The sequence below is a fragment of the Tenacibaculum sp. SG-28 genome, assembly GCF_002954385.1.
GTDB lineage: Bacteria > Bacteroidota > Bacteroidia > Flavobacteriales > Flavobacteriaceae > Polaribacter.
The window spans coordinates 36,185-52,123 of sequence record NZ_MQVY01000006.1 but is presented as its reverse complement, the minus strand read 5'-3'; the positions used below and the strand labels follow the sequence as shown (position 1 = coordinate 52,123).

Annotated in this window: 14 protein-coding genes and 1 pseudogene; 13 read left to right on the top strand and 2 right to left on the bottom strand. The window is 32.8% G+C overall.

Annotated elements, in window-relative coordinates; all coding sequences use genetic code 11:
* The first annotated feature begins 185 nt into the window (after window positions 1-185).
* From BSU00_RS12030 to BSU00_RS12015, 4 genes are all read left to right on the top strand, one after another.
* Window positions 186-776: a hypothetical protein gene (locus tag BSU00_RS12030; protein ID WP_105004595.1), complete on the top strand. Its 591-nt coding sequence runs from the start codon at window positions 186-188 to the stop codon at window positions 774-776.
* Window positions 777-966: 190 nt separating this feature from the next.
* The gene (locus tag BSU00_RS12025) at window positions 967-1,446 is read left to right on the top strand and encodes a hypothetical protein (RefSeq protein ID WP_105004594.1); all 480 of its coding nucleotides are present in this window, start codon (window positions 967-969) and stop codon (window positions 1,444-1,446) included.
* A 597-nt stretch (window positions 1,447-2,043) separates the two neighbouring features.
* Entirely contained in the window at window positions 2,044-2,745 is a 702-nt protein-coding gene (gene aqpZ, locus BSU00_RS12020) for an aquaporin Z (RefSeq protein WP_105004593.1), read from the top strand.
* Window positions 2,746-3,923: 1,178 nt separating this feature from the next.
* Entirely contained in the window at window positions 3,924-5,306 is a 1,383-nt protein-coding gene (locus BSU00_RS12015; protein ID WP_105004592.1) for a thioredoxin family protein, read from the top strand.
* Window positions 5,307-5,372: 66 nt separating this feature from the next.
* Here BSU00_RS12015 and BSU00_RS12010 read toward each other — a convergent pair.
* Window positions 5,373-6,172: pseudogene (locus BSU00_RS12010) on the bottom strand (TIGR00266 family protein).
* Window positions 6,173-6,214: 42 nt separating this feature from the next.
* The gene (locus BSU00_RS12005) at window positions 6,215-6,670 is read right to left on the bottom strand and encodes a DUF4442 domain-containing protein (protein ID WP_105004636.1); all 456 of its coding nucleotides are present in this window, start codon (window positions 6,668-6,670) and stop codon (window positions 6,215-6,217) included.
* A gap of 152 nt (window positions 6,671-6,822) precedes the next feature.
* Between BSU00_RS12005 and BSU00_RS12000 the strand changes: the two genes are divergently transcribed.
* The 9 genes from BSU00_RS12000 (at window position 6,823) to BSU00_RS11960 (ending at window position 15,874) form a co-directional block, all read left to right on the top strand.
* Window positions 6,823-7,251: a DUF4870 domain-containing protein gene (locus BSU00_RS12000; RefSeq protein ID WP_105004591.1), complete on the top strand. Its 429-nt coding sequence runs from the start codon at window positions 6,823-6,825 to the stop codon at window positions 7,249-7,251.
* 15 nt (window positions 7,252-7,266) lie between these two features.
* Window positions 7,267-7,611 (top strand): PadR family transcriptional regulator, encoded by a 345-nt coding sequence (locus tag BSU00_RS11995; RefSeq protein ID WP_105004590.1) that lies wholly within the window; start codon window positions 7,267-7,269, stop codon window positions 7,609-7,611.
* Window positions 7,604-9,577 (top strand): PspC domain-containing protein, encoded by a 1,974-nt coding sequence (locus tag BSU00_RS11990; RefSeq protein WP_105004589.1) that lies wholly within the window; start codon window positions 7,604-7,606, stop codon window positions 9,575-9,577. Before BSU00_RS11995 ends, BSU00_RS11990 begins: the two co-directional genes overlap by 8 nt.
* Window positions 9,578-9,598: 21 nt before the next feature.
* Complete coding sequence (locus BSU00_RS11985) at window positions 9,599-9,808, top strand: hypothetical protein (protein WP_105004588.1); 210 nt, start codon at window positions 9,599-9,601, stop codon at window positions 9,806-9,808.
* 199 nt (window positions 9,809-10,007) lie between these two features.
* Window positions 10,008-11,678, top strand: a complete 1,671-nt coding sequence (locus BSU00_RS11980; RefSeq protein ID WP_105004587.1) for a glycosyltransferase family 39 protein — start codon at window positions 10,008-10,010, stop codon at window positions 11,676-11,678.
* Complete coding sequence (locus tag BSU00_RS11975) at window positions 11,679-12,350, top strand: M15 family metallopeptidase (protein WP_105004586.1); 672 nt, start codon at window positions 11,679-11,681, stop codon at window positions 12,348-12,350.
* Between the two features lie 69 nt (window positions 12,351-12,419).
* Window positions 12,420-13,091, top strand: a complete 672-nt coding sequence (locus BSU00_RS11970; protein WP_233188727.1) for a hypothetical protein — start codon at window positions 12,420-12,422, stop codon at window positions 13,089-13,091.
* Window positions 13,092-13,219: 128 nt separating this feature from the next.
* A complete protein-coding gene (gene pdhA, locus BSU00_RS11965; RefSeq protein ID WP_105004585.1) occupies window positions 13,220-14,209 on the top strand; it encodes a pyruvate dehydrogenase (acetyl-transferring) E1 component subunit alpha in 990 nt (329 codons plus the stop codon).
* 24 nt (window positions 14,210-14,233) lie between these two features.
* Window positions 14,234-15,874: a pyruvate dehydrogenase complex dihydrolipoamide acetyltransferase gene (locus BSU00_RS11960; protein ID WP_105004584.1), complete on the top strand. Its 1,641-nt coding sequence runs from the start codon at window positions 14,234-14,236 to the stop codon at window positions 15,872-15,874.
* The last annotated feature ends 65 nt before the right edge of the window (window positions 15,875-15,939 follow it).

Below are 15,939 nucleotides of genomic sequence, written 5' to 3'. Positions count from 1 at the left end.
TTTATTGTGAAGATCACCTAAAGTTAATTTTTTTAAGCCATAACAATTATTGCAATACGAATGAAATCTTAAAAAAATCACAAATCAAATACCTAAACTAGAAAACATAAAAAAAACACGCAACCTTTTTATATATTTAAAATCTTTAAATAAAAATTCTAAAAACCTAAAAAAAAATCACAATTATGAAGAAGACATTATTGCTCACGGTACTTTTCACAAGCCTTATAGTTAATGCACAAGACAGGCAAGAAAGTACTGAAACTGAAAGTCAAAAACGAATTACCGAATTCTCAGAGAGAAAAAGACACAATCTTAGTTTGGATGTAATTGCTGCCCTTACCTTTCCGGCATTTAACCCTAGGTATGAATATGTTTTAAACAAACACAGTAGTATTGGAGCAGATTTAAACATCAACTTTGATGATAATAATGGGACGGAAATATTAGAAAAGTTTTCGTTTTCACCATTTTATCGTCAATACTTTTTTTCCAAGGAAGATTACGGTGCAAAAGGGTTCTACGGAGAAGGCTTTTTAAAGTTTTATACCTATGAAGACGATATTAGTTATGATGTTTATTCTAATGAAATTGCCAGTTCTAAAAATTACTTTGAAACAGCTATTGGTGTTGGTATCGGTTGGAAATGGGTAAGTAACTCTGGATTTTTTATCGACATAAGCGGTGGTTTAGGTCGTAATCTTGGTTTTGCAGATGGCCCTAGTGAACGAGAATTAGCTGGGAAATTTGGCCTGAATTTTGGATGGCAGTTTTAGACCAATACTAAGCGGAAATTAATTGACGAAATCTGTGAAATTATATTATAATAATTTCGGTATTTTTTTCGAAAAATAATGCATTTTGTTTCTCTAATAGGACATTATGATTTAACTCTATCAAAATTAAATTTTTATTAAAAACTTTTTTTCCATATTTTGGCAGTTAATAAATTTAAATAAATACATTATGAAAAAATTTTTATTATTAGCTTCCTTTCTCGCTTTGGGCTTTACTGCTAATGCACAATTTAGTGCGGGCGCAACTTTTGGTTTACCTGTAGGTGATGCAGATAATGGTTACACATTTGCACTTGGATTAGATGCAAATTATATGTTTGAATCCGATTCAGCGTTTAAATATGGTGTGGCGGCAGGCTTTTTAACCTATTTTGGTGATGAAATTGCCGGATTCGAAATTGACAATGCTTCCTTTTTACCAATTGCAGCAGCCGGAAGGTACGGTATTTCAGATAAATTCACATTAGGAGCTGATATTGGATATGCTATAGGTTTGTCTCCAGACGGCAACGACGGTGGTTTTTATTACAGACCTATGCTTATTTATGGTTTGAATGAAAGAATATCCTTTAACCTTTCATATTCAGGAGTTAGTGTTGACGGAGGCACATTTTCGAATATTGGTTTGGGCGTAATGTTTAATCTTTAACGATAAGAAACTAACACAAAAAGGAGCTTTATGCTCCTTTTTTTATTTAACACAAATCGTATTTGCAAAAACAATATAAAAAATGAGAGAACTCTTATTATTTTTATTATTACATACAGGATTCACTGCTTCCTAAAAATCAAGCAATTTTCTCTATACAAATTCTACTATTTATTTATATATTTTTTATTCATAAACTCTAAAGAATAATATGTATTTAAACTACTTAGATTTATGTTCCATACAATGCTTTCAAAAACAGTCCATATCTTAATGATAACTTACCTTTTTTTGATGTTGGATCTAATACAAGCAACACATTTTTAACATTTTTTTTGTATTTTAAGCAATACTCAAAATGCTTTTTTATAAACTCGTAATGCTTGTAACTTATACCTCTTTTCAAATATCATACCCATTGCCCCTTCTCAGACAAAAGAAAACTAATACTGTAGAGCAGTATTCAATTTAATAGTTGGTAATCAAGTTGTTTTATTTTAGTATATGTTGTAATTTACCTCCAACTATAGTACCCTAAATCATTAGGTAACATAGCATAAAATCATTTTAATTATAAGAAAAACTTAAAGGAAAATTATGAAAAAATTAGTAGCAGAATTTATTGGAACTATGTGGTTAGTTCTCGGTGGTTGTGGAAGCGCAGTTATAGCCTCAGGAATACCTGATATTGGCATAGGACTTGTTGGGGTATCGCTTGCCTTTGGTTTAACCGTTTTAACAGGAGCTTATGCTCTAGGACATATCTCCGGAGGACATTTTAACCCAGCTGTATCTGTAGGCTTATGGATTGGAGGAAGGTTTGACAAAAAAGAAGTTGCCCCATACATAGGGGCGCAAGTATTGGGAGGGACTCTTGGAGCAGCCATTTTATTTCTAATTGTTCGTAGTGCTACAGATTTTTCTGGTGTGGGTTCCTCTCCTGGTGCTTTTGCTACCAATTTTTATGACGCAAATGTTTATGGTGTAAACTATGGTTTGATAGGAGCACTTGTCACCGAAGTAATAATGACATTCATGTTCTTAATTGTCATTTTGGGTGCGACTCACAAAAATGCTTCTCCCGGATTCGGTGGCATTGCTATTGGACTCGCGCTAACCTTGATTCATCTGATAAGCATACCTGTTACCAATACCTCGGTTAACCCTGCAAGAAGTACTGCTGTTGCTATTTTTGCAGAAGCAAATGCCATGGGGCAACTATGGTTGTTTTGGGTCGCTCCTATTATTGGGGCTTCTTTAGCTGGATTAGTGTACAAATTCCTTACTACTGAGAAATAATCAAACTAGAATTGGGTATTGCTATTCATTTTGTTTGTTAATAACAATAACTAAAGATCATTGATACAAAAAAGGCTGCATCTAAATGCAGCCTTTTTCTTCAAAGGATTCAAACTACTACTACTATAATTAAAATCAATATCAAAAGTACGAGATGTATTCACATCTAGTATGCATGTAGTACATATGAAGTATAAAAACTCATAAATTAGAACTAGTAATAAAAAAAAAGAGTAGAAACTAAACTTAAAAAAACCAAACAGATATATTACATAGCGTATTTTACCACTTGTACAACTGCAAAAAAGCGAGACAATACATCGCAAATTGTATCGGCACAAAACTAATCTACAATATCGAACCATTTACCGAAAAAAAATGACTAATTATCGAATGAGTAAAAGAATCGGAAAATATTAAAACTAACTTTAAGAAAAGTTTCAGAGCTTTTACATTGTTTAGTTAGTTTGAATAGATGAGTATTTTTTTAGTAATAGAAAAATACTCATTATTTTTTAAAGCTTCATTATAAGTTCCCAGATATAATTGCAAAATTGTGTTGTAAAATTTATCAAAACAGTAGCCAAATAATAAAAATAGGAGATGATTTTATACCTTAAAAAGAATAACGCGACAATATTCAGTACGCTACCATAATTTTAGGGTATTTAAAATACAAATATGAAAAAAATGTTTTGTAAATTTAGGAATGTTATCGATACAGACACTTAAAAATAATAAGTAGAATTTAAGGGGCTTTGGTATATATTTTAGTACCATTGTTAAAAATAAAAAAATAAACACATCGTAATAAAAGAATAATTGATAGTTTAAATACGCAATAAAACACAACGCAAATTATATTTCTTTTAAAATTATGGCATAATATTTGATATTTTTTTCAAAACAATTAAAACTTCATATTATGAATCACTACATAATGAATGAAAGACACAAGAGGGGATAATTGTTATTGAAAAAGACCAAAAAGCTGAAGAATAATACCTTCAGCTTTTTATTTTTTCAAATACCCTGCGTCACAACCAATTACTTCAGAATACTTCACTTAAAGACACCAAAATGGACAAGTATTATAAAAAAAATAGTATTTTCTTTGAAAAAATGATGAAATAAATTACTTTCGGAATTTATAACTCGACCCACTTAAATATTCAAAAATGAAAAAATTAGTACTTTTAACCCTAATAGGAGCTACAATGTTTTCATGTAAGAACGAACCTGAGAAAGATTATTTAGTTTTATCTGGTGACATTCAAAATTACAAGAAAAGAGATATCAAATTAGAAGCATTTCGATTAGAAGATAAAATAAAATTTGATAGAAAAGCAAATACCTTTTCAGACACTCTAAAAATTGAAAAAGACGGATTCTACACTATTACTTTCAATAAAAGAAAATTCAACCTGTACCTATCTCCCAAGGAAGATTTAAAAATAATTATGGATTATAAAAATCCAGACTCTATTAAGTTTGAAGGGAAAAATGCTGTCATTAATGATTATTTTGTAAAAAAGTCAAAGGTATTTAAAGATGAAATAGGAAATCTAAGAGACTTATTATCGTTAGAAGAAGAGGAGTTCCTTGAAAAATTAGGAGATTATAAAAATGCTTTAACAGATTTAGCCTTAGACAGCCAACTACCAGAGAATTTCTTAAAAAAAGAAATCAAAAATATTGATTATGAATATCGAAGAGATTTAAATTATTACCCGGCATACTATCCTGTTTTAAGCGGTGAGAAAGATTTTGTTGTTTCTGAGAATTTTCCAAATGTCATAGAGCAAACTAGTTTAAACAACGGAACTGATTATGCGGACTTTGATTATTACAGAACTATTTTGGTGGATAATTTAAAGAAAAAAGTAAACGATAAAACCACAGAAGAAGATAATTTCTATTTAACCTACCTGGAAACCATACAGACAGAGATTTCGGATACACTAATCAAAAATGATTTACTATTTCACGAAACTGGTAAAAATGGAATTACGTATGCAGATGATTTGGATGAGTATTACAGAAAATTTATGGCTTACTCGTCAAATAATGCACATAAATCAAGAATAACTGAAATATACAATTCCTTAAAGTTAACTGCTAAAGGAAATCCTTCCCCTAAATTCAATAATTACGAAAATTATGAAGGAGGAACTACTTCACTAGATGACCTAACAGGACACGGAAAATACCTTTACATTGACGTATGGGCTACTTGGTGCGGCTTTTGTAAACGGGAAACACCACTATTAAAACGATTAGAACAACAATACCAGGATAAAGACATCGAATTCGTAAGCATTAGCGTGGATAATGTAAATCTAAAAGATAAATGGAAAGAAACAATAGCCCAAAAAGAAATGGGGGGTGTGCAGTTATTTGCTGACAAATCGTTTGGTTCTGATTTCATCAAAAAGTTTGCCATTAAAGGACTACCTCGCTTTATATTAGTTGACCCAGAAGGAAATATTGTTAGCCCTAACGCACCGAGACCTTCAGACGGAGAAAAACTAACGAACCTCTTTGCTGAATTAGGAATTTAAACAAAACGTATAATAAAAACCGCTGCTAGCGGTTTTTTATTTTAATTATAAAATTTATTAAAAAATTCAGAAAGTATTATCGCCGTCTAATATATTTCCTAAACCTCCCAAAACACTTCCTTCACCTTTTCCACCCATTCCTCGCTGGGGAGCACTAGACAAAACCCTTCCTGCTAACCTACTAAAAGGAAGCGATTGAATATAAACTTCGCCAGGACCTTTAAGGGTGGCGAAAAATAATCCTTCCCCTCCAAATACAGAATTCTTAATACCTCCAACAAACTCGATATCATATTGCACGTTTTGCGTAAACCCAATAATACACCCTGTATCCACTTTCAAAACTTCGCCTGGTTGTAAAATTTTTTTTGCTAGAGTTCCACCAGCATGAATAAACCCCATTCCATCACCTTCCATTTTTTGCATTATAAAACCTTCGCCACCGAAGAGACCTCGTGCCATTTTTTTTGAGAATTCAATACCAATTGAAACACCTTTAGCAGCGCATAAAAAAGCGTCTTTTTGACAAATAAACTTCCCCCTACTTCAGACAAATCAATTGGGATTATTTTCCCTGGATACGGAGAGGCAAAGGAAACTTGCTTTTTACCATGATCAGTGTTTGTGAAAACCGTCATAAACAAATTTTCTCCGGTTAGAATTCTTTTTCCAGCGGAAAAGATTTTGCCGAGCAATCCTGTTTCATGATTAGATCCGTCTCCAAATATGGTATTCATGGTTATTCCAGAGCTCATCATCATAAAACTTCCACTTTCAGCAACAATACTCTCTTGAGGATCTAATTCAATTTCAACATATTGCATTTCTTCCCCAAAAATTTTATAATCTATTTCATGTGCATTCATAAAATTATCGTTTTTTAATAGGACGCTAAGAAGATAATTTTGTTACGATTTCACCTTTAAACTCCATTCGAAAGTAAAACTAGAAACGGTGTCTCCATTCGAATCAATACCAGAAGCTTTTGCAATTACAGTTTGACCATCCCCCGTTGCAATAGCGGTTTTAATTGCTTCTTTGATTACAACACCATCAAAGCATGAAAATACAATAGTTCCTTTTGCTTTTTTAGCAAAGGTTGCACTCATATTGGTTACTAACATCGAAATATTAGTATTTGATGCTGCAATGGCATGCATCACTAAAATCCCAGTGGCTAGTTCCGCTGCCATTCCTTGTACGGCCCAAAACATAGATCGGAATGGATTCTGATTGACCCATCTAAACTTTACTGCAACAGTAGCCTCTGTGGTAGAAAACTGTTTTACTCTTACTCCAACTATATATGCAGAAGGTAACTTAAAAAGAAGATAGGTGTTTATTTTAGACGGTGTTAATTTCATTATATATGGTTTTTTGCAAAATACAACAACGGCAACAATAAAAACAAGAAGAGTAATTGTTAAAAAAATGTTAATTACAGTACTATGTATTGCACAATACCTTTTTAAAGACATATATTTGCATAGTAAAGTATTATATAAAACAAAATAACATGCAAAAGAATACCGATAACACCAATGCTTTTCTCCTTCATATTTCATCCTTTGCCGGATATTTATTCCCGCTTGGAAGTATTATAACGCCTTTAATAATTTGGCAAACATTAAAAGATAAGAGTCCAATATTAGACGAGCATGGAAAAGAAGCTGTTAATTTCAATATTAGTTTTGGTATCTATATATTTATTTTAAGTGCTTCCTTTTTTACATTTATCTTCAGAAATCTTTTTGATATTATTGATGGAGTAAATGTTGATTTTGGAAATCACCACTCCTACCACGGAATATTTAATTTCTTTGGAGTTGCCTCAGTTGTAGCCATAATAGGACTTATTAAGGTAGCTCTTGTTATTATTGCTGCAATGAAGGCAAGTAATGGAGAAGTTTATAAATATCCATTAACCATAAATTTTATTAAATAAAACACACCACTATTTATGAAAATAGAAAATACAAAAGCGCAAATGCGTAAGGGTGTGCTAGAATATTGTATACTCTCAATTTTAAATAAAGGAGACGCCTATACCTCTGAAATTCTATCCACACTAAAAAACGCCCATATGATAGTGGTAGAAGGTACTATCTACCCATTATTAACGCGATTAAAAAACGCAGGATTATTATCCTACAGATGGGAGGAGTCTACCTCCGGACCACCACGAAAATATTATGTTTTAACTGAAAACGGCCAGTTATTCCTAAAGGAACTAGATAAAACCTGGGAAAATTTAGTAAATGCAGTAAACCAAGTCACTACCATAAAATCAACGGAAAATGAATAAGACACTCAACATAAATTTAGGCGGATTTTTCTTCCACATCGATGAAAATGCCTACCAAAAATTAAAACGATATTTAGATGCCATCGCAAAATCTTTAGGAGACGATCCACAGGGTAAAAGTGAAATTATAGCGGATATAGAAACACGTATTAGCGAACTTTTATCAGAAAGAATCACTGATGTGAGACAGGTAGTAAATGAAAGTGATATAGAGGAAATTATTGCTATAATGGGACAGCCAGAAGATTATGCCGAGGCAGAGGAAGGATATACCGAAACTACGAGTTCCTATTCATCGAAAAAAAGAAATACAAAAAAATTATTTCGAGACGGAGACGATAAGTTCCTCGGAGGAGTTTGTTCTGGTTTAGGACATTTTATCGGAATCGATTCTATATGGATCCGCCTGACTTTTATACTGTTAACCTTCAGTGGTTTTTCGCCATTGGTTTACATCATTTTATGGATTCTGCTTCCAGAGGCTAAGACAACCTCAGAAAAATTACAAATGGAAGGAGAAGCTGTAAATATTGATAACATAGAAAAAAAAATTCGTAACGAGTTTGAAAACCTGTCTACGAAATTAAAAGATGGTGCTAGTGAAATTGGAGACAAAATCTCCAATACAGATTTTTCAGAAATGCGCAACAAATCAAAATCAGGCATACAAGATCTCCTAGATACCGTAGGTAAGATTTTACTTGCTGTTTTTAAAGTACTGGGTAAGTTCATTGGAGTTGTGTTAATAATAACCTCTGCAATAACTTTAATTTCACTCGTGTTTGGTTTGTTTTCCTTTGGGAGTATTGAAGTATTAACCCTAGATAATGATATTACTATTTATCCACCTTTTATCTATGATGCTACCATACCAAAATGGATTTTAGCCATCGTTCTTTTTATCTTAATTGGAATTCCTTTCGTGATCTTACTAATTTTAGGTTTACGAATTTTATCCCCAAATATCAAGAGAATAAGTACAACAACTGCGATAACATTGTTTGGAATATGGTTAATTAGTTTGTTTACAATAATATTTACTGCGATTGAGCAAGAGTACCAAAATGCCTATGATGGTACAAAGATTGAAAAACACAGTTTGGGTTTCGATCAAAACGAACCTTTAAAAATTAAAGTAATTAATGATGATGAATTACATTACCTAGAAAATCTATATCAAAAAAGTAATGCTATTAGGGTATTTGAGAACGACAAAGAGGTTAAATATTCAAACGACATTAGAATAGATGTAAGAAAAAGTGAATCAGAAGAAGCATACATACGAGTTAAAAAAATGTCGGAAGGTAAAAAAAGAATAAAAGCAAATAATAATGCTGCTGCCATCAAATATAATTTCAAACAAAACAATAACACCATAACTTTCGATGCATTTTTCCTAAGCGACCTCAACAATTTATGGAAAGATGAAGAGATAAAAGTAATTGTATACGTTCCGGAAAATACAGTACTCTATTTTGAAAATTCATCTAAATATTTCCTAGATAGAAATATTAACACGGTAAATGATAGGTACTACAGAGATATAGTAAATCATAAATTTAAAATGACAGAAAAAGGACTTGAGTGTGAAGATTGTGAGGCGAAAGAATCTTCAGGATCTGATGATAATGAGAAGGTCTCAGTAAATACAACCAACAATAGCTTCTTATACGACAGTACTATAAATGATTACAAAGCAGAATTAATTATTACAAAAGAAACAACAAGAAGCCAACTACAAAAGCTTGCGAGGTGGTTTAAAGAACGAAAAAACATTAGCATAGATTATTCTGATTCTGAATTTTATCCAAATGGTAAAATAAAGAACTACAATTTAAAAGTAAATTGTAACGATGGATTCGAGGGAACCTCTTCTTCAAAAGGGATAAGTATCGGCAATAAAACGCATGGTTTTATTAGAATTTATGACAGTGAAGATGATAAAACACCATTTAAAATCTGGTAAAATTGATAGAAAAATAATAAAATGGACGCAATATTCGACTTCTTTTTTAAAGGTAATGTTTTTATAAAAATAGCAATGTTTTTATGGGCGATACTAGTTATGTGTGCAGCGGGTGAAGAAATAGAAAGTTTCTCTGCATCAGAAATCTTTGATAGAATAAACCAACAAGAAATTGTTGCCACCAACAAGATGCACGACATCAATAACACTAGTACAATAGATAGGAAATAAAAAAATTAGGACATTAGTTAGCTAACACCTGATGTCACTAATACTTGGTTTTATTAGTTTACAAGCCGAAGCTTTTTGCTTCGGTTTTTTTTATAAATAGTCTAGAACAAACCAGTAGTTAAAATTGATAATTTGTCTGATCAATTACAATAAATTCTTATTATTTAATTTATTTTAGCAAATTTAAATACTATGGCAGATGCATAAAAAGTATATTTATCTTAGTTTTGGACTGGTTTTAATAGTTACTATTGCTGGTTTATTTTTAGATATCATGGCACCAGATGGTGCTCTTTATGCCTCTATTGCTAAAACGATGTCTCTTAATAACGATTTTATTAATTTATACTCGTTAGGTAATGATTGGTTAGACAAACCTCATTTTCCGTTTTGGATTACCGCGTTAACATTTCAAATTTTAGGCATAAGTAGTTTTACGTATAAACTTCCAGCAGTTATATTTTTCTTTTTTGCTGTTTGGATCACCTATAAATTTACCAAAGAAAACTACACTAAAGAAACGGCAGTATATGCGGCAATTATTTTAGCAACTTCTTTGCATAGTGTTATCTCAAATTTCGATGTAAGAGCAGAACCATTTTTAACCGCAACTATTATAGCGGCAGTTTATTATTTTCATTTGTACATTCGACAAAAGAAACTATTATTTTTAATTTTAGGTAGCGCATTTGCTGCCTTCTCACTAATGACAAAGGGAATGTTTACGCTCATTCCAATAATCGCTGCATTAGTAGGGGAATTGACATTAAAAAGAAACTGGAAAACATTATTCTCTCCTTATTGGCTTTTGGCCATAGTGTTGGTGTTTATTTTTACAATACCAGAACTATATTCCTTGTACCAACAGTTTGATAGTCACCCAGAAAAAATAGTTTTTGGAAGAAACAATGTATCCGGAATAAAATTTTTCTTTTGGGACAGTCAATTCGGACGTTTTTTTAACAACGGCCCTATTGTAAAAAGCAAGGGTGATATTTTTTTCTTTTTACACACCATACTTTGGGCGTTTTTACCCTGGAGTATCTTATTTTATTTGGCTACATTTTTGAAGATAAAAAGAAATGTAAAAAAGGTCTCTAAAACAGAGGAATACTATAGTCTTTTTGGAAGTTTAGCCACTATCTTAGTATTTTCTTTAAGTAAATTTCAATTAGCACATTACACCAATATTGTCTTTCCATTCATGGCGATTATAACAGCTGATTTTATTGTAAAACTCAAAGAACAATACAAAAACTACATTCGGTCCTACACCGTTATTCAATTTTTTATTATTGCAGTTGGAATAGTAGTAATTCCAATCTTAGCAATTTATATGTTTGGTTCGGTTAGCGTATACTTTATTACAGGATTACTAGTCATAGCAGGTGTTTCCTATATGGTCTTTAAAGATCAAAAATTAAGTCAAATCAATAAAACTTTTTTATACAGCACACTTTCATATATTTTGCTGTACTGGTTTATGATGACTGATTTTTACCCAAATCTTTTACCGTATCAAGGGGGAGTTAAAGCGGCTCGATATGTAAATAAAAATTTACCTGAAATAAATGTTATTAAAAAGGAATTGAATAGTGATTTGGTGTACAAATTATACAACAGTAAAGGATTTGAATTTTATACCGATAAGAAGATAAATAGAGTCCCTGTAAAAGAAATTAAAAATCATAAAAACGAGATATTTTTCATCAATGAGGGGCAGTTTGAATGGCTGCAAAAAAAGGCAGTTCCTATGGAAATTGTGGAGAAAATTGACTATTACCCAATCACCCGATTGAATATTAAGTTCATTGACAAAAACACAAGAGAAACCCAATTATCTAACAATTACATAGTAAAAATTAAATAGATGATAAAACGTTTTATTTTTCTTTTAGGATATCTCTATTTTTCATCACCAATATTTAGCCAACTACCTCCAGGCTTCTCTTATGTGAAAGATATTGCACCAACCATTGCAACGGATTTAAGATACCTTGGAAGTACTAATTTTGTTGGAATGAAGATAGACGGTTACGAGGAAGACGTTCTTATTACCTCTACGGCAACGGCTAAAGCCTTAAAAAATGTACAAAGCGAGCTTTTAAAAAAAGGATTCAGTTTAAAAGTATTTGACGCTTACCGCCCGCAACAAGCTGTGAATCATTTTGTTCGATGGGCAAGAGTAGTCGATGACACACTAATGAAAAGGGTGTATTACCCAAATGTAGAAAAAAAAAACCTTTTTAAACTAGGCTATATTGCCTCAAAATCAGGGCATTCAAGAGGGAGTTCAGTAGATGTAACCATCATAGACTTCGTAACTAAACAAGATTTAGACATGGGTAGTCCCTTTGATTTTTTTGGAGAAATTTCACACATAAGTAATGAAAATTTAACTGCGCAGCAGATAGAAAATCGGTCCTTATTGCAAAAGGTGATGCAAAAGTATGGTTTTAGACCATATAAAAATGAATGGTGGCATTTTACACTCCGAAAAGAACCTTTCCCGAACACCTACTTTGATTTTAAAATAAAATGAGTTTTTAACGGTTCCTTTAGATAAAAAAAGAAAATCCGTAGTATCTTTGTTAGGGTAATAATTGTAATTTTGAATTTGTTTAGAATTTTACTTTGTGTTTTTTGCTTTTGCTTTTCTTTATCGGGTAAAGCACAATTAGATAATCCATCCAATGGTACTAAAAAGGGAAATGTACCTTCAGGGTCTTTCTCCGTTTCTGCAAAACCATTAGAAAAACCAAAAACCTTAGACTTTGAGAATGACAATGGATTTAAAACCGCTCATCAAGAGGAACAAAAAAGACTAAAAAAGCAACAGAAAGAAAACCAATATCTAAACCAGGGAATACTTACAAAAGCTAAAGTCGCAGAAGAACAATATTTGAAATCTTTTCAAAAGATAAATGGTCAATTTCAATACCCGGTTGTAGACCAAGATTTAGGTAGCTTTTCTACCAAATCTGGTAGTGTAAATATCATTTGTAGAGATTTTCAATATCCGGATGGAGATAAAGTAACTATCTTCATAAATGGCATTCCAGTTGTTTCTAATATAGTTTTAAAACAAAGCTTTCAATCCTTTAATATTCCATTAGATGATGGTATAAATACCATAGAAATTTTAGCGTTAAATCAAGGGACCTCTGGCCCAAACACAGCAGCCTTTAAAATATTTAATGATGCTGGAATGCTGCTATCCTCTAACCAATGGAATTTAGCTACAGGCGCTAAAGCATCTATTATTATTGCAAAGGAAAAGTAAACCACATATTTCTAGCGTAATCGTTAAAAGTTTTATTGCAACTTTTTTTTTAGTTATCAAAAACTACTATTTTTGTAGCTTAGTTTTGAAACATTCAGGACAAACAATAAATAAACAACTAATATATAATGAAAGAAATCACCAAGGAAACCTATATCAATTGGTATAGAGACATGTTATTTTGGAGGAAATTTGAAGATAAACTAGCAGCGGTTTACATCCAACAAAAAGTAAGAGGTTTTTTACACTTATATAACGGTCAGGAGGCTGTTTTAGCAGGGTCATTACACGCGATGGATTTATCCAAAGACAAAATGATTACTGCGTACCGTAATCACGTACAACCTATCGGTATGGGAGAGGACCCTAAAAGAGTTATGGCCGAACTATACGGAAAAGCTACCGGTACTTCACACGGAATGGGAGGTTCCATGCACATATTCTCAAAAGAACATCGTTTTTACGGAGGACATGGAATTGTTGGCGGACAGATTCCTCTAGGAGCTGGTATTGCTTTTGGTGATAAATACAAAGGAAATGACGCAGTAACTTTATGTTATTTTGGAGATGGAGCGTCCAGACAAGGGTCTTTACACGAGACGTTCAATATGGCAATGAATTGGAAATTACCAGTTGTTTTTATAGTGGAAAACAATGGGTATGCCATGGGAACATCGGTAGAGAGAACCGCAAATCACACCGATATTTGGAAACTTGGTTTAGGGTACGAAATGCCTTGTGGCCCCGTAGATGGAATGAATCCGATTAAAGTAGCAGAGGCAGTTGATGAGGCGATTCAGAGGGCACGAAGAGGAGAAGGACCTACCTTCTTAGAAATGAAAACCTACCGATATAGAGGTCATTCTATGTCGGATGCACAGCATTACAGAACGAAAGAAGAGGTGGAAGAATACAAAAAAATTGACCCGATTACGCAGGTATTAGACATCATTAAAGAAAACAAATATGCTTCAGAAGAAGATATAGACGCCATAAATAAAGAAGTAAAAGAATTGGTAAAGGAGTGTGAGAAATTCGCAGAAGAATCACCTTATCCAGATGCGAACCTTTTACATGACATGGTTTACGAACAAGAAGACTATCCTTTCATCAAATAATTAATCCAACAAAAGAAAAATTATATGGCAACAGTTATTAATATGCCTCGTTTAAGTGACACAATGGAAGAGGGTGTTGTGGCACAATGGTTAAAGAGTGTTGGAGATAAGGTAGAGGAAGGAGATATTTTAGCAGAAATTGAGACCGATAAAGCTACAATGGAATTTGAATCCTTTTATGAAGGAACATTGCTTCATATTGGTGTACAGGAAGGAGAAACAGCACCAGTAGACAGTCTATTAGCTATCATTGGTGAAGAAGGAGAAGACTATGCTGCCCTACTTAATGCTACGAATAATACCAAAGAGGAATCTGAAGTTCCCAATACTGAAGAAGTGGTTTCGGCTCCAAAAAATCATGAAACAATAGCGATTCCAGAAGGAGTTCAAATTGTTACCATGCCACGTCTCAGTGATACAATGACAGAAGGTACAGTTGCTTCGTGGTTAAAAGCCATAGGGGATAAAATAGAAGAAGGTGATATATTGGCTGAAATTGAAACTGATAAAGCTACTATGGAGTTTGAATCTTTTTACGAGGGTACATTACTACATATTGGAGTCCAAGAAGGAGATGCAGCACCTGTAGATAGCCTACTGGCTATTATTGGAGCGGAAGGAACCGATGTTGCTCCAATCTTAGCGGCGCATCAAACTGGTGATTTAAATACAAACGAGTCTACTACTACAGAAAGCAATACAAATGATACAAAAGACTCGACTGTAGCTGCAACTGAACAAAGTAATAGTGTTTCTGATGCAAAGATTACAACCAACAATGGTGGTAGAATTCTAGCCTCTCCTTTGGCAAAAAAAATAGCGAAAGACAAAGGTATTAATCTTGCGGCTATTACTGGTACCGGAGAAAATGGTAGAATCATAAAAAAAGATGTTGAAAATTACACTCCTTCCTTTGTAAAAACAGAAACCGAGAGTGCACCAACCAGTGTTTCACCAGTGTCTAATTTTTCGATTGCAGGAGAAGAAGGTTTTGAAGAAATAAAGAATTCATCCATGCGAAAAGCAATCGCAAAGTCATTGGGGAATTCAAAATTCAGTGCGCCTCATTTCTACTTGAATATTGAAGTAGATATGGACAATGCAATAGCTTCAAGAAAAACCATTAATGAGATGCCAGATGTAAAAGTTTCTTTTAATGATATGGTGGTAAAAGCCTGTGCTATGGCATTACGAAAACATCCACAAGTTAATACTACCTGGAACGAAACCGCGATCAAAGTGCATAAGGCAATAAATATAGGTGTAGCTGTTGCTGTACCTGATGGATTGGTAGTTCCTGTGCTTAGACATACAGATTACATGAATGTTAATGAAATTGATATTCAAGTTAAAGATCTAGCCACACGTGCAAGAAATAAAAAATTAACGCCTAACGAAATGCAAGGTAGCACGTTCACTGTATCCAATTTAGGTATGTTTGGTATAGAGAGTTTTACATCCATTATAAACCAACCAAACTCTGCAATACTATCTGTTGGTGCCATTGTGGAGAAACCTGTAGTAAAAAATGGTGCTATTGTAGTCGGTAATACCATGAAATTAACTTTAGCATGCGATCATAGAACTGTAGATGGTGCCATTGGTGCACAATTTTTACAAACACTTAAAACGTACATAGAGAATCCCGTTACGATGCTAGCATAAAGTATTATCATTAGAATAAAAAAGCCAGAGAATTTAAATCTCTGGCTTTTTTATTTTCATAAAAG